The sequence below is a fragment of the Nocardia sp. NPDC004340 genome (assembly GCF_053602575.1).
On sequence record NZ_JBSGDW010000007.1, the window covers coordinates 171,247 to 196,417 of the forward strand.

The 25,171-nt window shown below is 68.4% G+C and carries 26 protein-coding genes; 19 read left to right on the top strand and 7 right to left on the bottom strand.

All coding sequences use genetic code 11. The features are described 5' to 3' along the window. Positions 1–4: 4 nt before the first annotated feature. From ACWEOI_RS26240 to ACWEOI_RS26260, 5 genes are all read left to right on the top strand, one after another. Positions 5–976, top strand: coding sequence for a phosphatidate cytidylyltransferase (locus tag ACWEOI_RS26240; RefSeq protein ID WP_433672026.1), 972 nt, complete (start codon positions 5–7; stop codon positions 974–976). Between the two features lie 94 nt (positions 977–1,070). Beyond that, positions 1,071–2,180, top strand: coding sequence for a 23S rRNA (adenine(2503)-C(2))-methyltransferase RlmN (rlmN, locus tag ACWEOI_RS26245; RefSeq protein ID WP_433672027.1), 1,110 nt, complete (start codon positions 1,071–1,073; stop codon positions 2,178–2,180). A gap of 253 nt (positions 2,181–2,433) precedes the next feature. After that, positions 2,434–3,630: a fatty acid desaturase family protein gene (locus tag ACWEOI_RS26250; protein WP_452361316.1), complete on the top strand. Its 1,197-nt coding sequence runs from the start codon at positions 2,434–2,436 to the stop codon at positions 3,628–3,630. Between the two features lie 56 nt (positions 3,631–3,686). After that, on the top strand, positions 3,687–4,124 hold the full coding sequence (locus ACWEOI_RS26255) for a 2,4'-dihydroxyacetophenone dioxygenase family protein (RefSeq protein WP_452361317.1): 438 nt from the start codon (positions 3,687–3,689) through the stop codon (positions 4,122–4,124). A 137-nt stretch (positions 4,125–4,261) separates the two neighbouring features. Then, positions 4,262–4,690 carry a phage tail protein gene (locus tag ACWEOI_RS26260; RefSeq protein WP_433672030.1) on the top strand — a complete coding sequence of 143 codons (429 nt, stop codon included), beginning with the start codon at positions 4,262–4,264 and terminating at the stop codon, positions 4,688–4,690. Positions 4,691–4,695: 5 nt separating this feature from the next. On the opposite strand, the gene ACWEOI_RS26265 is transcribed toward ACWEOI_RS26260, so the two are convergent. Together ACWEOI_RS26265 and ACWEOI_RS26270 are read right to left on the bottom strand one after the other, a co-directional pair. Next, complete coding sequence (locus ACWEOI_RS26265) at positions 4,696–5,562, bottom strand: GDSL-type esterase/lipase family protein (protein ID WP_433672031.1); 867 nt, start codon at positions 5,560–5,562, stop codon at positions 4,696–4,698. 55 nt (positions 5,563–5,617) lie between these two features. Then, the gene (locus ACWEOI_RS26270) at positions 5,618–6,469 is read right to left on the bottom strand and encodes a helix-turn-helix transcriptional regulator (protein ID WP_452361318.1); all 852 of its coding nucleotides are present in this window, start codon (positions 6,467–6,469) and stop codon (positions 5,618–5,620) included. A gap of 110 nt (positions 6,470–6,579) precedes the next feature. Here ACWEOI_RS26270 and ACWEOI_RS26275 point away from each other — a divergent pair, with 110 nt between their 5' ends. From ACWEOI_RS26275 to ACWEOI_RS26285, 3 genes are all read left to right on the top strand, one after another. Continuing rightward, positions 6,580–7,467 (top strand): NmrA/HSCARG family protein, encoded by an 888-nt coding sequence (locus tag ACWEOI_RS26275; RefSeq protein ID WP_452361319.1) that lies wholly within the window; start codon positions 6,580–6,582, stop codon positions 7,465–7,467. A 245-nt stretch (positions 7,468–7,712) separates the two neighbouring features. Next, a complete protein-coding gene (locus tag ACWEOI_RS26280; RefSeq protein WP_433672034.1) occupies positions 7,713–7,964 on the top strand; it encodes a hypothetical protein in 252 nt (83 codons plus the stop codon). A 167-nt stretch (positions 7,965–8,131) separates the two neighbouring features. Then, positions 8,132–9,295, top strand: coding sequence for a low temperature requirement protein A (locus ACWEOI_RS26285; RefSeq protein ID WP_452361320.1), 1,164 nt, complete (start codon positions 8,132–8,134; stop codon positions 9,293–9,295). Positions 9,296–9,298: 3 nt separating this feature from the next. Here ACWEOI_RS26285 and ACWEOI_RS26290 read toward each other — a convergent pair whose 3' ends face one another. Then, positions 9,299–10,531 carry an RNA polymerase sigma factor gene (locus ACWEOI_RS26290; protein WP_452361321.1) on the bottom strand — a complete coding sequence of 411 codons (1,233 nt, stop codon included), beginning with the start codon at positions 10,529–10,531 and terminating at the stop codon, positions 9,299–9,301. Then, entirely contained in the window at positions 10,528–10,866 is a 339-nt protein-coding gene (locus tag ACWEOI_RS26295) for a YciI family protein (RefSeq protein WP_433672037.1), read from the bottom strand. Before ACWEOI_RS26295 ends, ACWEOI_RS26290 begins: the two co-directional genes overlap by 4 nt. Before the next feature lie 133 nt (positions 10,867–10,999). Here ACWEOI_RS26295 and ACWEOI_RS26300 point away from each other — a divergent pair, with 133 nt between their 5' ends. The 5 genes from ACWEOI_RS26300 (at position 11,000) to ACWEOI_RS26320 (ending at position 15,404) form a co-directional block, all read left to right on the top strand. Next, positions 11,000–11,812: an alpha/beta fold hydrolase gene (locus ACWEOI_RS26300; RefSeq protein ID WP_452361322.1), complete on the top strand. Its 813-nt coding sequence runs from the start codon at positions 11,000–11,002 to the stop codon at positions 11,810–11,812. Between the two features lie 102 nt (positions 11,813–11,914). After that, positions 11,915–12,577: a VTT domain-containing protein gene (locus ACWEOI_RS26305; RefSeq protein WP_433672039.1), complete on the top strand. Its 663-nt coding sequence runs from the start codon at positions 11,915–11,917 to the stop codon at positions 12,575–12,577. Positions 12,578–12,635: 58 nt separating this feature from the next. Next, a complete protein-coding gene (locus ACWEOI_RS26310; protein WP_452361323.1) occupies positions 12,636–13,565 on the top strand; it encodes a cytochrome c oxidase assembly protein in 930 nt (309 codons plus the stop codon). A 185-nt stretch (positions 13,566–13,750) separates the two neighbouring features. Beyond that, positions 13,751–14,458: a hypothetical protein gene (locus ACWEOI_RS26315; protein WP_433672041.1), complete on the top strand. Its 708-nt coding sequence runs from the start codon at positions 13,751–13,753 to the stop codon at positions 14,456–14,458. Positions 14,459–14,720: 262 nt separating this feature from the next. Beyond that, positions 14,721–15,404 (top strand): hypothetical protein, encoded by a 684-nt coding sequence (locus ACWEOI_RS26320; RefSeq protein WP_452361324.1) that lies wholly within the window; start codon positions 14,721–14,723, stop codon positions 15,402–15,404. Between the two features lie 103 nt (positions 15,405–15,507). Here ACWEOI_RS26320 and ACWEOI_RS26325 read toward each other — a convergent pair whose 3' ends face one another. Then, positions 15,508–15,792, bottom strand: coding sequence for a DUF2631 domain-containing protein (locus tag ACWEOI_RS26325; protein ID WP_357092747.1), 285 nt, complete (start codon positions 15,790–15,792; stop codon positions 15,508–15,510). A gap of 93 nt (positions 15,793–15,885) precedes the next feature. Between ACWEOI_RS26325 and dxr the strand changes: the two genes are divergently transcribed. Next, positions 15,886–17,025 carry a 1-deoxy-D-xylulose-5-phosphate reductoisomerase gene (dxr, locus tag ACWEOI_RS26330; protein WP_433672043.1) on the top strand — a complete coding sequence of 380 codons (1,140 nt, stop codon included), beginning with the start codon at positions 15,886–15,888 and terminating at the stop codon, positions 17,023–17,025. 24 nt (positions 17,026–17,049) lie between these two features. Beyond that, positions 17,050–18,252: a site-2 protease family protein gene (locus tag ACWEOI_RS26335; RefSeq protein ID WP_433672044.1), complete on the top strand. Its 1,203-nt coding sequence runs from the start codon at positions 17,050–17,052 to the stop codon at positions 18,250–18,252. Positions 18,253–18,333: 81 nt separating this feature from the next. Here ACWEOI_RS26335 and ACWEOI_RS26340 read toward each other — a convergent pair whose 3' ends face one another. Together ACWEOI_RS26340 and ACWEOI_RS26345 are read right to left on the bottom strand one after the other, a co-directional pair. Then, the gene (locus tag ACWEOI_RS26340) at positions 18,334–18,900 is read right to left on the bottom strand and encodes a YbhB/YbcL family Raf kinase inhibitor-like protein (protein ID WP_452361325.1); all 567 of its coding nucleotides are present in this window, start codon (positions 18,898–18,900) and stop codon (positions 18,334–18,336) included. A gap of 27 nt (positions 18,901–18,927) precedes the next feature. Continuing rightward, positions 18,928–19,620: an alpha/beta hydrolase family esterase gene (locus ACWEOI_RS26345; protein ID WP_452361326.1), complete on the bottom strand. Its 693-nt coding sequence runs from the start codon at positions 19,618–19,620 to the stop codon at positions 18,928–18,930. Between the two features lie 71 nt (positions 19,621–19,691). On the opposite strand from ACWEOI_RS26345, the gene ACWEOI_RS26350 reads away from it, so the two are divergent. From ACWEOI_RS26350 to ACWEOI_RS26365, 4 genes are all read left to right on the top strand, one after another. Then, entirely contained in the window at positions 19,692–20,126 is a 435-nt protein-coding gene (locus ACWEOI_RS26350) for a MarR family transcriptional regulator (protein WP_433672047.1), read from the top strand. A gap of 306 nt (positions 20,127–20,432) precedes the next feature. After that, positions 20,433–20,945: an MspA family porin gene (locus ACWEOI_RS26355; protein WP_452361327.1), complete on the top strand. Its 513-nt coding sequence runs from the start codon at positions 20,433–20,435 to the stop codon at positions 20,943–20,945. A 381-nt stretch (positions 20,946–21,326) separates the two neighbouring features. Next, complete coding sequence (locus ACWEOI_RS26360) at positions 21,327–24,641, top strand: protein kinase domain-containing protein (protein WP_452361328.1); 3,315 nt, start codon at positions 21,327–21,329, stop codon at positions 24,639–24,641. Positions 24,642–24,888: 247 nt separating this feature from the next. Beyond that, positions 24,889–25,134: a hypothetical protein gene (locus ACWEOI_RS26365; RefSeq protein ID WP_433672050.1), complete on the top strand. Its 246-nt coding sequence runs from the start codon at positions 24,889–24,891 to the stop codon at positions 25,132–25,134. The last annotated feature ends 37 nt before the right edge of the window (positions 25,135–25,171 follow it).

The following is a 25,171-nucleotide window of genomic DNA, read 5'->3' on the forward strand; positions in this document are numbered from 1 at the left end:
ACAAGTGAGCGACGGGACAATCGTGGCCGAAGAGACTGCCTCCACCGGCGAGCTGCCGGAGGGGGCCACCGCATCGCCGGCCGAGCTGCCGGCCGCGAATTCGGCCACGCCGGACAATGCGGGCGAGGCCGCCTCGGGTGGGAAGCCGGGCGCGCCCGCGTCGAAGGCGGGCCGCAACCTGCCCGCGGCGCTGGGCGTCGGATTCGGGCTGGGGTTGTCCCTGATCGCGATCCTGCTGTGGGCTCCGAAGGTGCTCGTCGGCGTGATCGCGATCGCGGTCGCGGTGGCCACCTGGGAGGTGACCAAGCGGCTGCGTGAGGCCGACGTGCTGGTGCCCCGGATCCCGCTGTTGCTCGGCGGGCAGGCGGTGGTGTGGCTGGCCTGGCCGGTCGGGCCGCAGGGCGTGCTGGGCGCGTTCGGCGCGACGGCGCTCACCCTCATGGTGTGGCGGCTGTTCGACCACGGCCTGACGGCCACCCCGCGAAACTACTTGCGCGACACCGCGATCTCGGTGTTCACGCTCACCTGGATTCCGCTGCTGGCCTCGTTCGCGGTGCTGATGCTGTCCGAGGACAAGGGCAACCTGCGGGTGCTGTCCTTCATGATCCTGGTGGTCTGCTCCGACGTGGGCGGCTACGTGGCGGGCGTGCTGTTCGGCAAGCACCCGATGGTGCCGCACATCAGCCCGAAGAAGTCCTGGGAGGGATTCGGCGGTTCGCTGGTGTTCTGCGTGATCGGCGGTCTGCTGACGGTGACGCTGCTGCTCCAGGCGAATTCGATGATCGGCGTGCTGCTGGGCGTCGGGCTGGTGCTGGTGGCGACCAGCGGCGACCTGATCGAATCGCAGGTGAAGCGGGAGCTGGGCATCAAGGACATGGGCACGCTGCTGCCCGGACACGGCGGGATCATGGATCGGCTCGACTCCATGCTGCCGTCGGCTTTCGTGGCGTGGCTGGTGCTGACCGCCCTGCTCTGACGGGTCGCGTGGCCGCCGACCAGCCCCGTATGTGACGAGCGCATCGCACCCCGCGGCTCCGAACGCGTGTTTCGGATGGAACACTGGAAGGGTTATGACTACCCCGTTGCCCCTCGTTTTCGACGCCCCTCGTCGCGGTATGCCGCCGCGGCATCTCGCCGACCTCGATTCGGGGGAGCGCAAGGCGGTGGTCGAGGAGCTCGGCCTCCCCAAGTTCCGCGCCGACCAGATCGCGCGCCAGTACTACGGCCGCCTGGTCGCCGACCCGGATCAGATGACCGATCTGCCCGAGGCGATGCGGTCCAAGGTCGCGGAGGCGCTGTTCCCGCAGCTGCTGACCGAGATCCGGCACATCGAATGCGATGACGGCACCACCCGCAAGTCGCTGTGGCGTGCCAATGACGGCACCCTGCTCGAGTCGGTGCTCATGCGCTACCCCGACCGCAACACCCTGTGCATCTCGTCGCAGGCGGGTTGCGGCATGGCGTGCCCGTTCTGCGCCACCGGTCAGGGCGGTCTGAACCGCAATCTGTCCACCGCCGAGATCGTCGATCAGGTCCGGGCCGCCGCGGCCGCCCTGCGCGACGGCGAGGTCGCCGGTGGACCCGGCCGCCTGTCCAACATCGTGTTCATGGGCATGGGCGAGCCGCTGGCCAACTACAAGCGCGTGGTGAACGCGGTCCGCCGCATCACGTCCCCGTCGCCGGAGGGTTTCGGCATCTCGCAGCGCTCGGTGACGGTCTCCACCGTCGGCTTGGCGCCCGCCATCCGCAAGCTCGCCGACGAGGACATGTCGGTGCGACTCGCTGTCTCCCTGCACACCCCCGACGACGAGCTGCGAGACACCTTGGTGCCGGTCAACAATCGCTGGCCGGTCGCCGAAGTCCTCGACGCCGCACGCTATTACGCGGACAAGTCGGGTCGCCGGGTGTCGATCGAGTACGCCTTGATCCGCGACATCAACGATCAGGGCTGGCGCGCCGACATGCTCGGCAAGAAGCTGCACAAGGCCCTCGGCCCACTGGTCCACGTCAACCTGATCCCGCTCAACCCGACGCCGGGCAGCAAATGGGACGCGTCCCCGAAGCCGGTCCAGGACGAGTTCGTCCGGCGTGTCCAGGCGCAGGGCGTCACCTGCACCGTCCGTGACACTCGGGGCCAGGAGATCGCCGCCGCCTGCGGCCAGCTCGCCGCGGAAGGCTGACCACACGTCGGTGTGATGACGCTCGTGGTGAACGGGCGTGCGGCGGGCGCGATCGGGCCCGTCGGGTCGTAGCGGATCCTCGACCAAGTCGGGTATCCCGCATGACATTCCGTGTCAGCGAATAGTGGGTTATCACGCGGCAGGCGCCTCACGCGGTATTCTGACAGGCTGGATCGGCCCGGCGTCCGCGAGTTTGTCGTCGCAAGCAACGGCGCGACGTGGGCAGACGGGTTCGTCCTTGCAGCACCTTTCGATGCAGATCGATCTCACCGCAGATTGGAGCGTTGATGGCACTGTCCGAATCACGTTTGCCCGGTCGACTGCGATCGGCCGGGGCGCACTGATGGCCATCACCGACGTAGCGGCCTACACCCATCTGACATCCGAAGATGTTCGCGAGTTCGGAGACCGGCTCGACGAGATCAAACGATCGGTGGAGCACGACCTCGGTGAGCGGGACGCCCGCTACATCAGGAACCTGATCAGGATCCAGCGGACGTTCGAGGTCGGTGCGCGGCTGGTGCTCCTCGACTCCGGCAGAAAGAGCAGTTGGTGGCTCGGCACCGGACTGTTGTTCTTGTCCAAGGTGATCGAGAACATGGAAATCGGACACAATGTCCTGCACGGCCAGTGGGACTGGATGAATGATCCCGAGATACATTCGTCCGCCTGGGAATGGGATCACCCGATGCCGGCGGCGCACTGGAAGAAGGCGCACAACTACCAGCATCATGTTTTCGCCAACGTGATCGGGATGGATCCGGACGAGGGGTACGGGCTGCTGCGCGTCACTCGCGATCGACGTTGGCGCCCCTACCATCTGGGCAACGCGGTGTACGTCGTGCCGATCTCGATGCTCTACGAGTTCGGGATGTGCATCTATCATCTGGAGATCCCGAAGGTCGTGGCGGGACGCAAGGATTCTCAGGAGTTGCGGGGAGCCGGCGTCGAGATACTCCGCAAGGCGAGCAGACAGCTCTTCAAGGACTACGTCGCCTTCCCCGCATTGTCGACGCGGAATTGGAAATCGACCATCCGCGCCAACCTGGCCGCCAACGTCGCGAAGAACAGCTGGGAGCAGATCGTCACCTTCTGTGGCCATTTCCCCGACGGCGCCGAGAAGTTCACCCGACGCGATCTGGCCACCGAGACCCGCGGCGAGTGGTATCTCCGGCAGTTTCTCGGAAGCGCGAACTTCCCGTCCGGTCCGGTCGGGAGAATCTTGACCGGGTCATTGGGATATCAGATCGAACACCACTTGTTCCCGGACGTGCCGAGCAACCGCCTGCCGGATGTCGCCCGGCAAGTCCGAGACCTCGCCGAACAGTACGGGCTGCCCTACACCTCCCGAAGCATCGTGGTGCAGTATCTGCTCACTCTGCGCACCATCGCGATGCTGTCCTTGCCGGACCGATTTCTCGGGCTCGATACCGAGAGCGCAACGGGATGAATCGGATATTTCGGATTCCCTTCGGGCGCAAAGGTTCTTGACCTAGCGTTTGCTTCATGTTGCAGCAACCGCTCGTAGGGCACGTGAACGAAGCCGATATCCCCTGGGTGTGGGCGGGTGATGTCGGCTTGCAGCTGCTGCGGGTGTCGCCGTCGGGGTTCGTGCTGCGCAATCGGTTCAAGGCCGGGTTCAGCCTGCCCACGCACAAGCACACCGGTGCGGTGAACGCGTACACCTTCTCCGGGGACTGGTACTACGCCGAGCAGGGCATCCACTACACCGCCGGGACGTTCATCCACGAGCCCGCCGGGTCGGTCCACACCCTCACCGTCGCCGAGGACTCCGATGTCCTGTTCATCGTCGAGGGCGCGTTCATCGACCTCGACGCCGACGGCAATGTGGCGGGTGTGGTCGATTCGAAGACCATCCAGGACGCCTACTTCGCGCTCTGCGATGTCGCCGGTGTCGCCCGTCCGACCGGAATTCTCGAATAGCGTCCCGACCGGCGGGCTTGTTGCCCGAAGGTAGCTATGCGATCGATTCGCTCTTGCCGGGCGTGCCGTGGTTCCTACACTGGATCGAAGGCGGATGCTTGCCGGGCGTCCGATCGGCCGAGGAGCGCATGATGCCAATGCCGCAACTCACGACCATTTCCTCCTTCGTCATCGTCATCGACGGCCTCCAGATCGCGTCCTTCGCGGAACTGGGCGGCATCGTGTCGGAAATCGAACCGGTGGCCTACCTCGAAGGCGGTGGCGGCGGTCCGATCCAACTGCCCGGAAGGGTCAAGCCGCCCCAGGTCACGCTGTGCCGAGGCCGCACCGGCACCGCCGACCTGTGGGCCTGGCACCAGTCGGCGCGCAATGGCCAGATGGCCATGGCGCGCCGCGACTGCACCCTGACGATGTACGACGGCGAGGGCACCCCGGTTCCGAGCTACCTGCTCGAGCACGCGTGGCCGTCCAAGATCGAGGTCTCCGCCCTGCGGGACGGCCCCGGCGAAATGCTGTACAACAGCGTCACATTGGTCTGCGAGAACCTCCAGCACATGGCCGCCTGACCCGGTCAGAGGGTGGCGATCATCTTCTGCGCGGTGGCGGCGTGGCCGTACTGGTTCGGATGGAATTGCGCGCCTTCGCCATTGTCGACGGAGGTGCCGTTGACCCAGCGATCCGGAACGGCTTCGCAGACATCGTGGCCGTCGTACAGCTCGTAGGTGCTGAAGTAGGTGGTGCCGGGCTGCGAGCTCAGCATGGTGTTGAGACCGCCGATCACGCCGTCCCGAATCCAGTCGGCATCGGCGGCGAGCACCGGTTGGCGGCCCGCGCACAGAGACGCGTTGTCGGGCAGGATTTTCGGATACCCGACCAGCACGATGCGAGCCTGCGGCGCCTGCGTCCGAATGGCGGCGAGCAGCTGGGCGAGCTTGGCCGCGGTCATCGACAGCCGCCCCGGCATCGCCGCCGCGTACTTGTTCTTGCAACCCGCCACCAGCTCGGCGACCGCCCCGGCACTGCCGCTGGCGCTACCCGTGGCGAGACTCCCTGTCCCGCTACCCGTTCCGATCGTGCCCGCGAGCACGCAATCCTTCACCAACTGCCCGAACCCGACATCATTGCCGCCGACCCCCAGCGTGACGAGGGTCGTGTCCGAGGTGACAGCCGACAGCTGCGTACTGGTCACCGAGTCGATGGTCGCGCCACCACAGGTGACGTCGGTGAGCGCATACCCGCGCTGCGCCGCGAACAGATGCGCGTAATTGCGATCCGACCGCGAACAGGTCTTGTCGAGAATGTTCGAGATGCCCACCCCCGCCGCATACGAATCGCCCAGCGCCACATACTTTCCGCTGTCCGCACCGGCCGGGGTGATGCCGGTCAGGCCGGCGGCAACGATCATCGCAATTGCGGACAGGCAGTGTTTCAGTTTCACGAGAGGGTCCTGGTGGTGCAGCGGGGAGGGGATCCCGCCGACCCTAGAAGATGGCCTACCGCCCAGTAGGTCGGTTTGCGCGATCGTTATCGAGCAATGTGGCGATGCGGTGGCGGTCGTCCGCGGTGGCGGGGAGTTGGACGACCATGAGCAGGTCGGGGTTGTCGACCGGGCGGAGTTGGTGGACGTCGAGGTCGAGCGGGCCGGCGGTGGGGTGGTTCAGGGTGATGGTGGCGGGGCGGAAGTCCTGGACGGGGTATTCCTGCCACCAGGTGCGGAATTCGGGGCTGGCTTCGGTGAGGGCCGTGATGAGGGCGGTGAGGTCGGGGTTGTCGGGGGTGCGGCCGGCCACGGCGCGGAATTGACCGAGGATGGCGCGGGCGGCGCGTTCCCAGCGGGGCATCATGGCGCGGGTGCGGTCGTCGGTGAACATCCACCACAGCAGGTTTCGGCGGTCGGCGGGAAGTTCGGCGGGGTCGACGCGGACGCGGGCGAAGGCGGCGTTCCAGACGACGAAGTCGAAGCGGGCGTCGTGGACGACGGCCAGGTCGGGCATCAGGGCGTCGACCAGGCGTTGCAGTCGGCCGTCGTCGATGTCCTTGTGCTCCAGGGGATCCGCGAGGCCCGCCAGGGTGCGCAGGTGGCGGTGCTCGGCGGGGGACAGGAGCAGGGCGCGGGCCAGGGCGTCGACCACCTGGGGGCTGGCCGCGATCTTGCGGGCCTGTTCGAGCCACGTGTACCAGGTCAGACTGACGCCGGCGAGCTCGGCGACCTCCTCGCGCCGCAGCCCGGGGGTGCGGCGGCGGCCGGGCTCCGGGTCGTCGAGCAGGCCGACGTCCTTGGGGGTGAGCCGGGCTCGGTGCGCTTTGAGGAAGGCGGCCAGTTCGGAACGGTGATTGTCGGGCATCGCATCCCCTTGTGGCTAGCAGTATCGGTACCAGGACCAGGTGTCGGCGCGTCCCTAACGTCATAGGCATCAGGTGATCGGCACGGATCACCGCTCATGGGGAGAACGACATGACGAACGACAAGGCACCGGTTCTGGTCATCGGCGCGACCGGGCAGCAGGGCCGCGCGACCACACGGCAGCTGCTCGAACGCGGCTGGGAAGTACACGCTTTCGTGCGCGACCTGGAGTCGCCCGCCGCGACCGCGCTGCGCGCCGAGGGCGCGAACCTGATCCAGGGCGACCTCGACGACACCGACTCCATCCGGGCCGCTCTGGCAGGCGCGTACGGCGTGTTCATGATGCTGACCATGATGGAGGGCGTCCACATCACCACGGAAGGCATTGCGGCCGAACAGCGCCGGGGCCGGACGGTCGCGGAGCTGGCCCGGGAGCTCGGTATCGAACACTTCGTCTACAGCTCGCTGCGCGGCGCGGGTCAGGACACCGGCGTCGAGTACTACGCGGCGAAGACGGCCATCGAGGGGTACATCCGCGAACTCGAGCTGCCCGCGACCATCCTGCGGCCCACCTTCTTCATGGACAACCTCAACGGCTTCAACCGGCCGGTGCTCGACCAGAACGGCGTGCTGCAGCTCAATCTCGCGGTGCGCGGGGACATTCCGGTCTCGCTGATCTCGACGCGCGACATCGGCGCGTTCGCCGCGTTCGCCTTCGACCGGCCCGGGGAGTTCCTCGGCCGCACGGTGCCGCTGGCCGGGGACTACCTGACCCCGCCGCGGATCGCGGAGATCATCGGGGCGCACGCCGGGCTGCCCGCGCACAGCAATGTGGTGCCGCTGGAACAGGTCCGGGCGTTCGACCCGCACGTCGGGCAGATGTTCACGCACTTCAACGAGAACCCGGACGGGCCGCTGGACCTGGCGGAACTGCGGGCCGAGCACCCGGGACTGCTGGATCTGGCCGCCTGGCTGCGGTGCGTCGACTGGAAGCCGTGACGGGACACGGTCGCCGACGGCGGTGCGGAGCTGCTGCTTCGCGCCGCCCTTTCCGTGTGCGCTCACGCCGGACCTCCCGTAACGGCGGGTCGATCGACCGCTCTAACCGGATCCGATTGCGGCGCACGGTGACTCGGAGACGATTCGGCGACCGTGATCGGGGTCCGGGCGGCTGGATCGGGTGGAGGGGTGCGAAGTTCCGGTATCGCCGCGGTGTCGTCGGACCGCGGCGCAGCCTGGATGGCATGAACGCACAACGAAGCCGAATGGACTCGGCGACACGGCCGTTGAAGCGGGCCGCCGCGGCGGCGCGGCTGGATATCGCGGTCACCGATCTGCCGGAGCTGGGTGGTGGCTGGACCGTGGGGGAGGTGTGGCGGCTACGGCGGGAACGGCCCGACTGGCTCGACGACGCGCGGCGGCGGTTCGCCGGGCGCGGCCCGCGCGGGCGGGCCCGGGTGCGCGGGAATCGCCTCGGTCCCTCCGGCGGGCGGTGATCCGGGTGACGGCTCGGCGTGACCCGGCCGGCCACTCGATGTGGCCTGCTTCGGGTGATCGGTGTGATCGGTGGGTGTGATCAACGTAGGGGCAGGTCGGACAAAACGGTCATGCGGTGTGACTAGAGTGAACGCGCTGGAAATGGTGCTAGGCAGGGATTACGGGTGTGACTGAACCTCTACGTGAGGCGCATGAGCGGGCCAGTTGGGCGGAGTTGTTCTTCGACCTGGTGCTGGTGTTCGCGGTGACGCAGGCCGCGCATGTGGCGGTGGCCGGGGAGAGCTGGGGAGCCGTCGGGCAGACGGTGTTGCTGCTGGCGATCATGTGGTGGTCGTGGGTGGGGACGACGCTGTCGGTGCACGGGGTCGAGGATTCGAATCGGCAGCGGATCTTCCTGTTCGCGTGCGGGCTGTGCATGTTCGTCATCGCCATCGCCGCGCCGCACGCGTTCCTCGGGCGCGCGCTGCCGCTGATCCTGGCGGTCGCGCATCTGGTGCTGCGGCTGCTGCTGTGGGCCGAGATGCGGCGCAAGCGGGCGTTCTCGCAGGCGGGCGTGTTCGGCAGCTGGGTCAATCCGTTCACGGTCACCCTGGTCGCGGCGGTGCTGCTGGTGATCGCGGCGCTGGTTCCGCAGGGTGGGGCGCGCAACGCGCTCTGGGTCGTCGCGGTGCTGCTGGCTTTCGGCGGTCCGGCGCTGCTGGCGCGGCGGATGGAGTCGGTGCAGTTCGGCGCGACGCATCTGCCGGAGCGGTTCGCCACCTTCGTCATCATCGCGCTCGGCGAGACCGTCGCGTCGGTGGGTTCGGAAGCGGCGGAGGCGCATCTGGGCGTCATGTCGTGGATCGCGGTGGTGCTGATCTTCGTGCTCGGCTGCGGTCTGTGGTGGCTGTACTTCGCCTACGGGTTCTCCGCGGTCGAGCATTCGTTGCGCACCAACCAGGTTCGCGGCACCGTGGTGCGGGATGTGCTCAGCTACGGCCACATTCTGCTGGTGATCGGCCTGGTCGGGGTGGCGGTCGGCGCGCGCAGCATGGTCGAGCATCCGACCGGGACCGCGCACGGCGTCAACGCCTTCCTGCTGCCCATCGGCGCGACCCTGTACGTGTCGACCTTCCTGTTCACCCGCTGGCGCATGTTCGGCGCGGCGACCCTCGGCCGGTTCATCGCCGCACTGGTGCTGGCGGCGCTGACCCTCGCCTCGACGCTGCTGCCGGAGATCGTGACGCTGGCCGCGGTGACCGCGGTCCTGGTCGGTCTGAATGCCTGGGAGCACTGGGTGGTTTCGACCGGACGCCCCCTGCTGCTGATGACCCGCACGCGGGCGAGCTGACCCTCAGCCCTCGACCTCGGCCAACCGGCGGCGCAGATAGTCGCGCTCGGCGGCATTGGCGGTGAGGTCGAGGGCGGCCCGGTATTCGATTGCCGCCGAAGCACTGCGGCCCAGCCGTCGCAGCAGATCGGCCCGGGTCGCGGTGACCTGCCGGGCCACCTCCGACCCGACCGGAGCCGCCACCGAGTCGAGCAACGCCAAACCCGCCTCGGGTCCGGAGCGCATGGCCACGGCGATGGCCCGGTTCACAGCCACCGTGGGGGAGGGGATCCGGGCCCACAACCCGTCATACAGTTCGGCGATCCGCGCCCAATCCGTCTGCCCGGGATCCGCGGCGGTGACATGGCAGGCGACGATCATGGCCTGTAACTGGTACGGACCCAGCCGATCCCGGCGCGCGGCGCGCCGCAACTCGGCCAGCCCCGCCGCGATCAGCTCCCGATCCCACCGCCCCCGATCCTGCTCCTCGAGCGGCACCAGCACCCCGTCCAGAGTCCGGGTCGCGGCTCGCGACTGCTGGAGCAGGACAAGCGCATTCAGCCCGCCCGCCTCGGGATCATCGGGCATCAACTCGACCACCAGCGCGGCCAGCCGCCGCGCCTCCGCCGCCAGATCGGGCCTTTGCAGATCGGGCCCAGCCCCGGCCAGGTACCCCTCGTTGAACAACAGATAGATCACCCCGAGCACGGCGGTGGTGCGCTCGGGCAGCAGATGCGCGGGCGGCACCCGATACGGGATGCCCGCGTCGCGGATCTTCTGCTTGGCCCGCACCAGCCGCTTGGCCATGGTCGGCTCGGGAACACCGAACGCCCGGGCGATCTCAGCGGTGGTCAGCCCGGTCAACGTGCGCAACGCCAGCGCCACCTGCGCCTCGAACGCCAGCGCCGGATGGCAGCAGGTGAAGATCAGCCGCAGCCGATCGTCGGGAATGTCGGTGCCGGACACGGCTTCTCCCGCATCGGGGATCTCGGTGCGGGCCAGTTCCCGCAGTTTCCCGGCCCCGACGCGTTCGCGGCGCAGCCGGTCGACGGCGCGGCGCCGGGCCGCGGTCAGCAGCCACGCCCCGGGCCGCTCGGGCACGCCGTCGCGCGGCCAGGTGCGCCAGGCCAGCGCGAACGCCTCTTGTGCGCACTCCTCGGCCAGGTCCCAGTCGCCGAGCCCGCCGATCAGGGTGGCCACCAGCCGCGCCCATTCGGTGCGGAAGGCGGCGGTGAGCGCGGCGTCGACCTCGGTCACAGCGTCAGCACCGGCCGGATCTCGATCTGCCCGAACCGGCTGGCGGGATGCCGGGCCGCGATCTCGATGGCCGCGTCGAGATCCGCCACCTCGATGAGCGCGAACCCGCCGATCTGATCCTTCGCCTCGGTGAACGGTCCGTCGGTGAGCAGCACCTCGTCCCCGCGCACCCGGACCGTGGTGGCGGTGTGGCTGGGGTGCAGGCCCTCGTGGGCGGTGAGCACGCCGCGGGCGAGCAGGTCGTCGAGCCAGTCCCGGAACTCGCTCATCCCGTCGTCGGTGCGGTGTTCGTCGACCCGGCTCTCGTCGGCGCTGATCAGCAAGAGATATCGCATGGTCGTCTCCTCTCACCCGCACGACGAACGGGACGGACGCGGATGGACACCACTATGCCGACCGCCGCCGTCCATGGCCGGGATTCCCGTTCGTCGATCCGGTATCGAGTCCACCCACAGACTGGAGACGACCATGCCCACCGTGACTTCCGCCGACGGCACCACCATCGCCTATCACCGCGCCGGCGCCGGCCCGGCCATCGTGTTCCTGCCCGGGGCCTTCAACGACAGCGGCACCTGCGCGGCCCTGGCCGAGCAACTTGCCGACCGCTACACCGTGGTCCGCCCGGACCGCCGCGGCCGCGGCGACAGCACCGACGCCCTCGCCCCCGCCGACTCCGGCCGCTACGACGTGCGCCGCGAGATCGAGGACCTGGACGCCGTCATTGCCGAGATCGGTGGCAGTGCAGCGGTTTTCGGCTTCTCCTCCGGCGGCATCCTGGCCCTGCGCGCCGCCGCCGCGGGCTCGCGCATCACCCGCCTGGCCCTCTACGAACCGCCGTTCGCGCTGGGCGGCCTGGCCGATCACACGCCGCAGCGGTTGCCCGAACGGCTGGCCGACCTGATCGCCCGCGGCGAGCGCGGAGCCGCCGTGGAATTGATGCAGCTCGAGGGCATCGGCCTGCCCCCGGCCGTGGTCGAACAGGTCAAACGGTCACCGATCCGGCCGCAACTGGAGGCGATCGCCCAGACCGTGGTCTACGACGCCGCCATCTGCCGCCCGCCCAACCTGCCCACCGAGCAGATGGCCCGCCTCGATATCGAGACCGTGGTGATCAGCAGCCCCGAATCCTGGCCGGGCGTCCGCTCCGCCGCCGAGGCCCTGCCCGCCCGCCTCGCCCGCGCCCGCTACGCGGAGGTGCCCGGCGGCGCGGACCACGGCATCCCGGCCGAGGCCACCGCGAAGCTGCTCGACGCGTTCCTCGGCGCGGACGTGACCCGCTGAGCCGGACCGCGAACCACCCGGAGCCACCCGAAAATCGTTGCGCCCGCCCGGATCGTGCGACCGGCCCCGCGGGTGACCGGCCCCGTCGGTACCGTGGCGGACATGAATTCGCTGATGCACCGGATCCTGGATATCGCGCCGGTCTGGGTGTACCTCGTCGTCGCGCTGCTGGTGTTCGCCGAGGACGCGATCTTCGTCGGCTTCGTCATTCCCGGCGAGACGGCCGCGGTGCTCGGCGGCGTCGCCGCCAGCCAGGGCCACGTGCAGCTGTGGCTGATGATCGTGCTCGTGATCGCCGCCGCGATCATCGGCGACAGCGTCGGCTACGAGGTCGGCAAGCAGGTGGGTCCGAAGCTGTTGCAGGCCTCGATCCTGGACCGCCACCGCGGCCGCCTGGACAGCGCCCAGGACTATCTGGCCCGCCGCGGCGGCTGGGCGGTGTTCCTGGGCCGGTTCACCGCCTTCTTCCGGGCCATGATGCCCGCGCTGGCGGGCACCTCCCGGATGCCGTACCGCCGCTTCCTGATCTTCAACGCGGTCGGCGGAATCGTGTGGGGCGCAATCTTCGTGGTGCTCGGCTTCGTCGCGGGACAGTCCTACGAGGCGGTGGCCAAGACGGTCGGCCGGGATCTGGCCCTGGGCGCGGCCGCGGTCGTGGTGGTCGCGCTGATCGTGTGGAAGTTGCGCGAACGCCGGCGCGAGCGCTCGTTCGAGGCCGACTACGAGGTCTCCCATGCGAGCCCGATGACCCCCGAGACCGACTGATTCCCATTCCCAGCGATCCCCCAGGGATCGCCGCGACCGCACCGCGCATACTGGGGCCGTGGTTCGGATCGAGACACCGCTGCACCTGAGCGGACTGGTGAGCGCCTGGCGATGGGACGCCTCGACGGCGGTGGTCGTCGCGCTGCTGGGCCTCGCCTACGCGACCTGCTTCGTGCTCGGCCGCCGTCGCGGGGAACAGCTTCCGGTGAGCCGGGCCGTGTACTTCGGCGTCGCGGGGCTGGGCGTGTGGCTGTACACCGGCCTCGGGATGCCGGGGGTGTACTCCGACACGCTGTTCTGGGTGCGCGCGCTGCAGGTGCTGTTGCTGCTGTACGTGGTGCCGTTCGCGCTCGCGGCCGGAGCGCCGTTCACCGTGCTGCGCGCGGCGCTCGGCGAGGCGGGGCGGAAACGCCTGGACGCCATGCTCTCCGGCGACGTGGCCCGGCTGCTCACCCATCCGGCCACCGCGTCGATGCTGATTCTCTTGCTGCCGTGGGCGCTGTTCCTCTCGCCCTGGTACGAGGCGGTGCTGCGGCACGGCGGGGTCGACGCCATCACGCGATTCCTGGTGGTGGCCATCGGGTTTCTGTATTTCTACTCCCGCTTGCAGATCGATCCGGTGCCACGGCATTTCACGCAGGGGCTGTCGCTGCTCATCACGGTCGGCGAATCGCTCGCCGACGGCATCCTGGGCATCGTGCTGTGGCTCGGCCCGCTCGTCGCCGCCGGGTACTACGGTTCGCTCGGCCGCACCTGGGGACCGGACGTCCGCCTGGACCAGACGATCGGCGCGGGCATCCTGTGGCTGCTCGGGGATCTGCTCGGCCTGATCTACTCGCTGGTCGTGATGCGGCGATTCGCCGACGACGAGAAGCGGGAGGCGGGCGCGCTGGACGCCGAACTCGATGCCGTCGAGGCCGACGAACCGGTCTCCACGGGACTGTGGTGGGAGAACGATCCGCAGCTGCGGGACCGCTTCCGCCGCTGATTCACGGCCCAATTGTGGCCTGTGTCACGGGTTCTGGCACTGAGTGATGTTCGCTATCAAAGGAGCATTTGCGGCTATTTCTCAGTACTTTCTTATTGGACGCCCGCTCAGGATGCTCGACCTGCGTCCCATCCGATCTTCCGGGCCAACCCGGTGGAATCCCGCCCGTAAGAAAGCCAGAAGTCATGCAGTTCAGCAAAATCGCCGCCACCTCCGCGCTGGTCATCTCGGCTCTCGGCGTCACCGCCGGTGTCGCCTACGCCGACCCCGCTCCGGCTCCGGCCCCCGTGCCGGTTCTGCCCTCGCTGATCGACGGCGTGAACAAGGGCATCAATCAGGTCGCCCCCGCCATCCATTGGAACGCCCGCATCGAGGGCAACGCCGTCGTCGTCGACACCGACCGGGGTTCGATGACCACCGACAACGGTCAGCTCCAGGTGCGCGACGACAACGGCATCGTGGTCGCCGCGGTCCCGCTGTCGTACACCGTCGACGATCTCGACTACCCGATCCAGGCCGGTGTCGAGGGCCTGCGCGCCACCCTGACCCCGAGCACCGATCCGGCCGCCGCGCGTCCGACCAACCTGCCGCTGCATCAGGTCACCACCGACCACCAGGCCAGCTTCGATGACGCGGTCTCGGCCGCGGCCACCGAGTTCGGCCTGGCCACCGCCATCGGCACCCTGGTCGGCACCGTCATCGGCGGCACCCTCGGCTTCCTGATCGGCGGCCTGGCGGGCGGCGGCGTGCTGTCCATCCCCGGCGCCCTGGCCGGCGCCGCGACGGGTATCACGCTGGGCGGCGCGGCCGGCCTGGTGCTGGTCGGCGTGCCCGCCGCGATCATCGTCGGCATCATCTTCCTCAACCGCATCAACAACCCGGCCGAGCAGTAGCCGGTAGTTCGCGCACCGCGACCCGCGGTCATGCCCCTCGATCGGGGTGTGACGCGGGTCGCTTCGCATTCTGGAAAGTTGCTCAGATCACCGAACAGATGATCGGCAAACACCGTCTTTACGCAAAACATACGTTCAGGACCGTTTTCGCCACGATTTGGCAACAAATAGGCAACATTTGCTGACTTATCTTATCTCGGGTGCTCGATGAGGACCTCGCTCCCAAGAGGGAAGCGCCCAGTCTAGAAAGCGACGAAAAGTAATGCGTTTCAAGAAGTTTGCCGCCACCTCGGCTCTCGCCATCGCGGCCGTCGGCGTCTCCGCCGGTACCGCCAACGCCGCCCCGGTCGCCGCCCCCGAGGGCATCCACTGGGATACGAAGATCGAGGGTGCGTCCGTCGTCCTGAAGACCGACGCGGGCTCGCTGACCACCGAGAACGGTCAGTTCCAGGTGCGTGCGGCCGACGGCGCCGTGGTGACCGCGTTCCCGCTGAGCTACGTGACCGGCGATATGGCCCACCCGGTCGCCGCGAAGATCGCCGGCAACACCGCGACCCTCACCCCGAACATGGACCCGGCCGCCGCCTTCCCCGCCCCGGCGCTGCCCGCTCCCGCGTTGCACGATGTCGCCAGCCAGGCCGATCAGGACGCCGCCATGTCGGCCGCGGTCAACCAGTTCGGTCTCTCCACCTCCATGGGCACCCTGCTCGGCACCGTCGTCGGCGGCGTCGCCGGTTGCGCGCTCGGCGCGGTCGGCGGTGCGGTGGCCGGTGTGGTGATCATGTCGGTGCCGACCGGCATCGCGGGCTGTGTCGCGGGTGCCGCCATCGGCATCCCGCTGGGCGCCGCCTCGGGTCTGGTGCTGACCGGTGTGCCCGCGGCCATCGCCGTCGGCATCGGCCTCTACAACCGCATGAACGCGCCGGACTCCACCCCGGCCAGCTGAGGCTCCTCGCCTCCGCGCCGCGGTGAGAACCCGGCGGACAACACAATTCGGTCCGGATCGCTCAGGGGCGATCCGGACCGAATGTCGTTGTGGGGCTTCGCGACTAGCGCGGGCGACGCGACAGGATGGAGTCGCGGATCAGGATGACCGCCAGGCCGGCCGCGAACAGCACGAGCGCGATGTAGCCGACATTGCCGGTACCCGACGAGCTGCCCTGCTGGTTCTCGAACAGCATGGTCAGCAGGATCACGACGACGACCCAGCCGGCGATGCGGAAGGTCCGGCGGGACTCGCCGCTCCAGCCCCACGCTGCGGACGGAACCTCGGCGGTGTCGACCTTGGTGACGACCTCAGAGGGGTGCGCGGGTTCCAGTTCCGTGGCGGCCACTGTGGCTCCTTTACGGCTCGAATCGATTGCTGGCCAATATCGTGACATACGACCCAGCGTCGTAGCGACCAGGGGGCGGGGGACAATAGGCGCGTGTCCGACGTTGTGAGAGTTCTGCTGCTGGGCAGCACCGGTTCGATTGGTACGCAGGCACTGGAGGTGATCGCCGCCAACCCCGACCGCTTCGAAGTGGTGGGGCTCGCGGCGCGCGGGGGTAACACCGAACTGTTGGCGAGCCAGATCGCGGCCACCGGCACCACCAATGTGGCGGTCGCCGACGAGGCCGCGGCCGCCGAACTCGGTGTGGCGCTGGCAGGTCCGGACGCCGCCACCGAGCTGGTGCGCCGCACCGACGCCGACGTGGTGCTCAACGCGCTGGTCGGCTCGCTCGGACTGGGACCCACCCTGGCCACCCTGGAATCGGGGCGGCGACTCGCCCTGGCCAACAAGGAATCCCTGGTGGCGGGCGGCTCGCTGGTGACGCGGGCGGCCACGCCGGGACAGATCGTGCCGGTGGACTCCGAGCATTCGGCGCTGGCCCAGTGCCTGCGCGGCGGGCGCGCCGACGAGGTGTCGAAGCTGGTGCTCACCGCCTCGGGCGGGCCGTTCCGGGGCTGGACCACCGAGATGCTGGAGTCGGTGAACCCGTCCGAGGCCAAGACCCATCCGACCTGGTCCATGGGCCCGATGAACACGCTGAATTCGGCGTCGCTGGTGAACAAGGGCCTCGAGCTGATCGAGACGCACCTGCTGTTCGGCATCGGCTACGACGACATCGACGTCACCGTGCACCCGCAGTCGATCGTGCACTCCATGGTCACCTTCAAGGACGGTTCGACCCTGGCCCAGGCCAGCCCGCCCGATATGAAGCTGCCCATCGCGCTGGCCCTGGGCTGGCCGGACCGGGTGCCGGGCGCGGCCGCCGCCTGCGACTTCTCCACCGCCTCGACCTGGACTTTCGAGCCCGTCGACAACGCCGTGTTCCCGGCCGTCGAGCTGGCCCGCACCGCCGGAAAGGCCGGTGGCTGCGTGACCGCCGTGTACAACGCCGCCAACGAGATCGCGGTGCAGGCGTTCCTGGACGGTCTCATCCGATTCCCCGACATCGTGCGAACCGTTGCGCGCGTCGTGGAGTCCGCCGACCGCTGGGCCGCCGAACCCGGTAGCTTGGACGAGGTGCTCGCGGCCGATACGTGGGCGCGCGACACCGCTCGCACGATCGTGCGCGGCTGACTGCAGGAGAGGGCTCGTAACCGGATGGTCTACGCGATCGGCTTCGCACTGTTCGCCCTCGGGATCACGGCCTCGGTCGCCCTGCACGAATGCGGTCACATGTGGACCGCGCAGGCCACCGGCATGAAGGTGCGGCGCTACTTCATCGGTTTCGGGCCCAAGATCTTCTCGTGGCGGCGCGGCGAGACCGAATACGGTCTCAAGGCGCTGCCGCTGGGCGGTTTCTGCGATATCGCGGGCATGACCGCCCTCGACGAGCTCGAGCCCGAGGATCTGGACCGGGCGATGTACCGGCAGGCCACCTGGAAGCGCCTGCTGGTCATGTCCGGCGGCATCCTGATGAACTTCCTCATCGGCTACATCCTCATCGTGATCCTGGCCGTCGGCTGGGGTCTGCCCCGCTTCGATCAGCCGGCGGAAACCCAGCTCGGCAAGCTCGGCTGCGTCTCCGACATGACCGCCGACCAGAAGCTGATCGACTGCACCGGCACCGGTCCCGCCCAGTCGGCCGGTCTCCAGCAGGGCGACAAGGTCACCAAGGTCAACGACGTCCCGATCAAGACGTGGAAGGAATTCCGCGCCGAGACCGAGAAGCAGACCGGCCCCTTCACCTACACCTTCGAACGCGACGGCAAGACCATGACCGCCCCGGTCACCCCCAAGATGGCGGTCGTCTACCCGGAGAAGAACGGCACCCCCAAGACGGTCGCCAAGGTCGGCGTCGGCCAGGACTTCTACGGCCCGGTCCAGTACAACGTCCTCGCCGCCATCCCCGCCGCCGGCGCCTTCACCGGCCAGATCGCGGTCCGCACCGTCGAGTCCCTCGCCCAGATGCCCGCCAAGGTCGGCGACCTCTGGCACGCCGTCACCGGCGGCACCCGCGACCCCGAAACCCCTGTCTCGGTCTACGGCGCCTCCAAGATCGGCGGCGAAACCGCCGAACACGGCCTCTGGTCCATGTTCATCCTGACCCTGGCCTCGCTGAACTTCTTCCTCGGCGCCTTCAACCTGCTCCCGCTGCTGCCCCTCGACGGCGGCCACATGGCGGTGGTCATCTACGAGAAGCTCCGCAACGTGTTCCGCAACCGCAAGGGTCTCCCCGACGGCGCCCCCGTCGACTACCTGAAGCTGTTGCCCGCCACCTACGTCGTGGTGGTTCTCGGCGGCGCGTACATGATCCTCACCCTGGTCGCCGACATCGTGAACCCGGTGAAGCTGTTCCCCTGACGAGTTGGCTCCGGTCAGACGCTCGCGCTCACGTTCTGGGTCGCGCGCAACGCGAGATGTGACCGGCCGCGACCGGATCCCTCACGAGCGTTCGTAGAAGCCGTCGATTCGGCCGCGGGCGTGGGCTCGGGCGGCGGCCAGGACGTTCTTCGGCTTGACCGAATCGATGGGCTTGCCGTCGATATCGGTGAGGGGTTCGGTCAGGGCGAAGATCTGGAACGCGTAGCGGTGTGGGCCGTGTCCCTTGATGGGGGAGGGGCCCATGTAGCCGCGGCCCCAGTCGGAACGCAGCAGTCGGACTTCGGCGGGTGCCGTGGCCTTACCCAGTGCGCCGCGCGGCAATGCGGTGACTGTCGGCTCGAGCAATGCGACGCAGTGCACGAAGGGCGCTGAGCCGGGGGCGTCCGGGTCTTCGATGACCAGGAGCAGTTGCGCGGTGCCCTCGGGCGGGGTCGACCATGTCAGCGCCGGGGACTCGTCCCTGCCGCCGATCCGCTTCCCGGTATGGACGTCCGGCAAGGTCGATTCGTGTGCGAAATCCGCACTGGTGACAGTGATTTCCGCGGACGCGGACAGTCCCGGCCGATTCCAGGCCAGCCCCGCGTCGCCCGCGCGCCGATTCTTCAGCAGTTTGCCGAGCAGTGCCATTCGGTTCTCCCTGTGTGCTGGTGGGTTTCAGAGCTTGCGGTCTTCGGGGGAGGTGAGCACGGACAGCTCGCGCTCGGACCGGTCGGTGCGAATGGTCTCACTCGCTCCCGTGCAGCCGTTCAGCTCGCGCCAATGCTGCCCGGATTCGGTCAAACCATAAGTGCGGCCGCGTAGTTCACCGTCGGACCCGCGATGGCGGGAGTGCCCGCCCTCGATCGGCACCCACGGATCGCCATCGCCATTGATCAGGATGGCCGAGACCGCGTGGGTCGGATCCACTCCCGCCAGATCGGCAGGTAGTCCACCGGCGACCGCCGCGAACACTGGAACCAGATCCCCGATTTCCAACCCCGCACGGTGAGCCATGAACGCGCCGTTGGAAATTCCGGCCACGATCGAATGCTCGGCCACCGTGTCATAGCGTTCGGCGCTCCACTCGATCACAGCGCGCAGAAACGACACATCGTCCACGCCCGCCTCATCGGCGAGCGTCGCTCCGCGCCCGTCGGCCCAGCACCCCGACCACCCCTGCGGAAACGCGACCCCGATTCCCCATCGGTCGGCATTGGTGCGAAAGGTGGTCCAGTCCCGCCATGCACGCTTCTTGCTCGCCGACTGATTGCCGTGTAGTACCAGCACGAGCGGCCGACCGGCTTCGCTGGGTGGCCGCATCAGAACCGTCCGCTCCCGCCCGCCCACCGTCAGTTCGGCCGTGACCATGCCATCCACCATCGGACCCTCTCCGAATTAATACAGTCAAACTGCGCAGTCTTCCTGTACTTTATGGAGTCGTGAGCGAACTGACAAGCGATCCAGCAGAACTCGCCGACGACCTCCAATCCGTTGTCGGCGCCCTGGTCCGCCGCATGCGCGCAGCCTCACCCCGCCGAGCCATCTCCCTGTCCCAGGTGTCGATCCTCAAACGCCTCGACCGAGACGGCCCCGCCACCGTCGCCGACCTCGCCCGCGCCGACAAGATCCGTCACCAGTCCGTCGCAACGGCCGCATCCACCCTCATCGAGCGCGCCCTGATCCGCCGCACCACAGACCCCGCCGACCTCCGCCGCAAACTCCTCGAACTCACCCCCGCCGGCCGCGTCCTGCTGACCGAACGCCGCGAGGCCGGCTCCGGCCACCTGGCCGACCTCCTCGACGAACGCATGACCCCCGCCGAGCGGGCCCACGTATCGGAGGCGCTGGCCCTGCTCCGCCGCCTCGTCGACTGACCAGTCGCAAGTCGCGGTACTCGGCTGTGCCGATTCGGTGGGGGTGGACACGCCTTGCGGTGACACGGCCTGGATGGTGGCGCCGTCTAGGCTTGCCGAGCGGTATCCCTCCGTGTGGGTCTGCCCCATGTGTTGTCGAGTTGCCCATCGCGAACCGGAAGGCTCCAGGCATGCGACGTTCGTTCACCGGCGCCTTGGTCGCTACGCTCGCGGCGAATCTGGCCGGGGTGGGCTTGTGGGGCCGGCGGTGCCGGACTCGGTCGCGCTCAGCCGCCGGGCACGGATGCCTCCGGTGGGGGAGTCCATGTGACGGCGTCGGTCGACAGCATCGAGGCGAGCCCGCCCGGTGACCGGACACCGAACGTCCTCATGACGTTCTCGCATGCCGCGCAGATATCCGGCGATTACTCGGTCACCGTGGACGGGGGCCCGATCACCTCGGGTGAGGCGGTCGCGGGATTCATCCTCGGCTGCGGGATCAGTGTGGACGGCGGCTTCGACGCCGACCTCGGCGCCTATCAACAGCTGGGCACAGTTATTCCCGCTGGGGTCATCAGCCCCGCTGTCATCGGGAATCTGGGTGTGGCCGAAGGCGTGTTCGCGAACTTGGGACCCGGCCAGGTCACTGTCGCGAGAACGGAGACGGCCCGCCTGGGTGCCACCACGACGTTCCCGCTTCGCATCGCGTTCAACAATGCCGCGCTCAATATCGCCCAATGCGCCTCGCCGGTGTCGGCCGTCCCGTTCGTCACCACCACGGTGAGCACCGCCGTGGGACTCGCGCAGACCACCGCCTACGGCGATCAGTTCACCTTCTGAAGCGGTGGCCCGGTCGGAGTTGTAATCCTTCGCGCCGACGGAGGTCGAAATTCCGGGATTACCCCGATTTGCGTGAAACCTCTTGTGCGGCAAACCGAATCCCGGGTCGGGTCATTGTCGATAGGAGTTGATTCACGCATGGTTCAACGGTTGTCGGTAGGTCTGGGTACTGCGGCCGTGATCACCGCTGCGGCCGGCGTCCTGGCCCCGGTGGCATTCGCGACGCGAATCAGGTGGGTGAGCGAGCGCAGTGGATCGCCGCATCGCCGCGTGGATGATCATGCGGGAGCGCAGGTCTTCGCCGCCTTCCGTGGGTGAAAGGCGAGGTGGCCATGATCGACTGCGCGATATCCTGAGCACGTCAGGAAGCGGGACCGGCGCATGGTCGACATCGACCCATTGAAAACTCAGCGCGACGCGGTCTGTGAGATCACGGCGGAGCTGGCGGCGGCCGGATTCACCGACGCCGAGCAGATCGGGCGCGGCGGGTTCGGCCTGGTATATCGCTGCATCCAAGAGGCGTTGGACCGGACGGTGGCGATCAAGGTGCTCACCGCGGACCTCGAGGAGGAGAACCGCGAGCGGTTCGTCCGGGAGCAACAGGCGATGGGCCGGCTGACCGGGCACCCGAACATCGTCGAGGTGCTGCAGGTGGGCATGACGGCGTCCGGTCGGCCGTATCTGGTGATGCCCTATTACCCGCAGGATTCCCTCTACGCCCGGATCCGTCGTTACGGTCCGCTGTCGGTGGACGAGACGTTGCGAGTGGGGGTGAGGATTGCCGGGGCGCTCGAGACGGCTCATCGGCTCGGTATCCTGCATCGAGACGTCAAACCCAGCAACATCCTGATCACCGAATACGGTGAGCCGGCGCTGACCGATTTCGGTATCGCGCGCATCCCCGACGGGTTCCACACCGCTACCGGCTTGGTCACCGGTTCGCCGGCGTTCACCGCGCCGGAGGTCTTGGCGGGTGAGGCACCCACCCCCGCCGCGGACGTCTACGGACTCGGTGCCACCTTGTTCGCCGCGCTGACCGGGCACGCAGCGTTCGAGCGACGCAGCGGCGAGCAGGTGGTCGCCCAGTTCGTGCGGATCACCACCGAGCCGGCACCGGACCTGCGCGAGCACGGTATCGACCCGGACCTAGCGGCGGTGATCGAACATGCCATGGCTCATGCTCCGGGGGAGCGGCCCTCCGTCGAGGCGTTGGGAGAGCAGTTGCAAGCACTGCAAGCCGGGCGCGGATTGCCGGTCGACGAGATGGCGATGCGCGCCGAAGCGGGTGCCGAGCGGCAGGAGAGCACCCCGGTTCCGTTGACTCCCGTGGCCACCGGTCGCTCGCCGGCCCGGGAGCCCCTGCCGTTCGCTTCGCCGGTCAGCACAGGGTCCTTTCCTCTCGAGCTGACGAGCTTCGTCGGCCGCCGCACCGAATTGACCGAGGTCAAGTCCCGGCTGGCGAGTTCCCGGCTGGTTACCTTGGCCGGGATCGGCGGGGTCGGCAAAACCCGGCTGGCGTCGCGGGTCGCGACCGATGCACAGCGCAATTTCCCGGACGGGGTGTGGCTGGTCCAGCTCTCGGAGGTGCACGACGATGCCCTGCTGCCGGGAGTGATCGCCACCGCCGCGGGGTTGCGCCCGCAAGGGAAGCTGGTACTCGACATGCTGATCGACTACCTGGCTTCGCGACAGTCGCTGCTGGTGCTGGACAATTGCGAACACATTGTGGACGCGGCCGCGAAGCTGGTCGAGACGCTGCTGCGGGAGTGCCCGACGTTGCGGATTCTCAGCACCAGCCGCGAGCCCCTGCGCATCGGCGGGGAAACGGTCTTACACGTGCGGCCGCTGTCTGTTCCCGATCCGGATCAGCCGCCGTCGCTGCGGAGGGCGGCCCGCTCCGACGCGGTCACCCTGTTCATCGAACGCGCTGCCGCCGCCGTGCCCGACTTCGCGCTCACCGAGGACAACCTCGCCACCGTGACCGAGATCTGCCGCGGGCTCGACGGGCTGCCGTTGGCGATCGAATTGGCGGCGGCCCGATTGCGAGCATTGTCACCCGAACAGATCCTGCAGCGGCTCACCGACCGATACGCGCTGCTGACCAGCGGCAGCCGCGGCGCACCGGACCGCCAGCAGACCCTGCAGCGGTGTATCGACTGGAGTTACTCCCTGTGCACCGCGGCCGAACAACAGGTGTGGGCACAGCTGTCGGTGTTCGCCGGCACCGTCGAACTGGACGCTGTCGAACGGGTGTGCCGAAACGACCTCGGAGCGCCGCTGCTCGACATCCTCACCGCCCTGGTCGACAAGTCCATCCTGAACCGGGAGGAGTCGGGGTCGGTGGTGCGGTTCCGACTGCTCGAGACGGTGCGCCAATATGGCCGCGACAAGCTCGATCAGACAGGCCGGTACACGGACCTGCGGCGTCGGCACCAGGCCTGGTACCGGCAGCTCGCCGAGCGCGCCGAGGCCGAGTGGATCAGCCCCCGCCAGCCGCATTGGATCGTCCGCCTCGACCGCGAGCAACCGAATCTGCGTGAGGCGCTGGATTTCTGCCTGACCGACACCGAGGCGGAATCCGACGCCGCGTTGTCGTTCGCGGCTGCCCTGCAGCCGTTCTGGATCGCCCGAGGCCAGCACAGTGAGGCGCGGTACTGGCTCGACCGCGCCCTCGCCGACGGGTCAGCTGCCGCTACGGCGCTGCGCGCCAAGGCGCTGTGGCACGCCAACCTGGTGGCGATCGGCCAGGACGATCGCGCCGCGGTGTCCGCGCGGGCCATGCAGGCGCAGGCACTCGCCGCAACGACCGACGACCCGATCGTGCACGCGTTCGCGGATCTCGGCCAAGCCTTTCACGCACTCAGCAGCGGCGACCCGCCGCACGCCCGCGCCCCCGCGGAAGCCGCCCTGGCGTGGTTCGCTGCGCACGGGAACGTCTATGGACAGATCTGGGCCCTGTTCGCGCTCGGATGGGTGTGCATATTTCGGGAGGACAGCGCAGCAGGCCTCTCGTACTACGAGCAGGCCCTCGCGATCAGCGAATCCCACGGCGAATCGTTTCATCGGTCGGCTGCCTTGTGGGGAGCAGCGGTTGCCGCGTGGCACCAGGGCGACAGCGAGCGGGCGCTGCGGCTGCTGCGGCAATCGATACAGATGACCAGGCAGCAGAAGGACCTGTTCATGGTCGCGCAGACCATGGAAACACTGGCATGGGTTGCCCAAGCACAGGGCGGCGCGAGGCGCGCCGCCGTGTTGCTGGGCGCCGCGAAGGCTCTGTCCCAAGCGATCAGCGCTTCCGCGATGATCTTTCCGGAACTGGTGGCCTACCACGAGAACTGTGAGCGAGCGGCGCGTCGCACGCTCGGCCGGGGACCCTTCGAGACCGCCTACCGCGAAGGCGCCGAGCTGGATCTCGACGCCGCGATCGACTACGCCCTCGGAGAGCAACCAGCGGCCACAGCTCCCGGTCGGGGTCCTTCGGCGCAGCTGACCCGCCGGCAGCAGGAGGTCGCCACCCTCGTCGCCGAGGGCCTGACCAACAGGGCCATCGCCACCCGCCTGCACATCTCTCAGCGCACCGCTGCGGCACACCTCGAACACATCCTGACCAAACTCGGATTCACCTCGCGCGTCCAGATTGCCGCCTGGGTCGCCGAACAGAGCCGACCCGAACCGGTTGAGGGCTCGAGCCGCTGATGAATCGCCCCGGCGCCCGAGAATCGGCTCGAACGTAGCCCGCCGTTGACCTCGAGTGCCTATCATGGCGCACGTCGGCCCCCTTCTGCGTGGGGTAGACCCCTCGGCATTGCCCCTGGGCCTTCGTGGCATTCCTCGCGGGCGGTCGACCTCGGCGTACACCGCCGCCGCGAGTTGCGAATCCAGCCCGCCCGGTGAGACCCGGCGTCGGGCGTTCGACCATCGGAAAGGTTCAGCAATGTTCGCAATGACCAGGCAGACGGTGGCCCGGGCCGTATTCGCCGGTGCGATCGCGGTGGCTCCGGTCACCGCCGTGACCGTCCCGACCCAGGCCGATGTGGTCGTCAACTACGCCCCCACCCCTGTCGATCAGCACGGGGACCACAGCCAGGAGAGTAAGCGCTTCCTGTTCCCTCCGGGCTGGGGAATCCCTCCGGGATGGTTCAAGCATCTACTGCCGTTCGAGTTCTTCGATTGGTTCGATTGGGACTAGTCGGAGCGCTCGATACGACCACCGGCGCCGACACTCC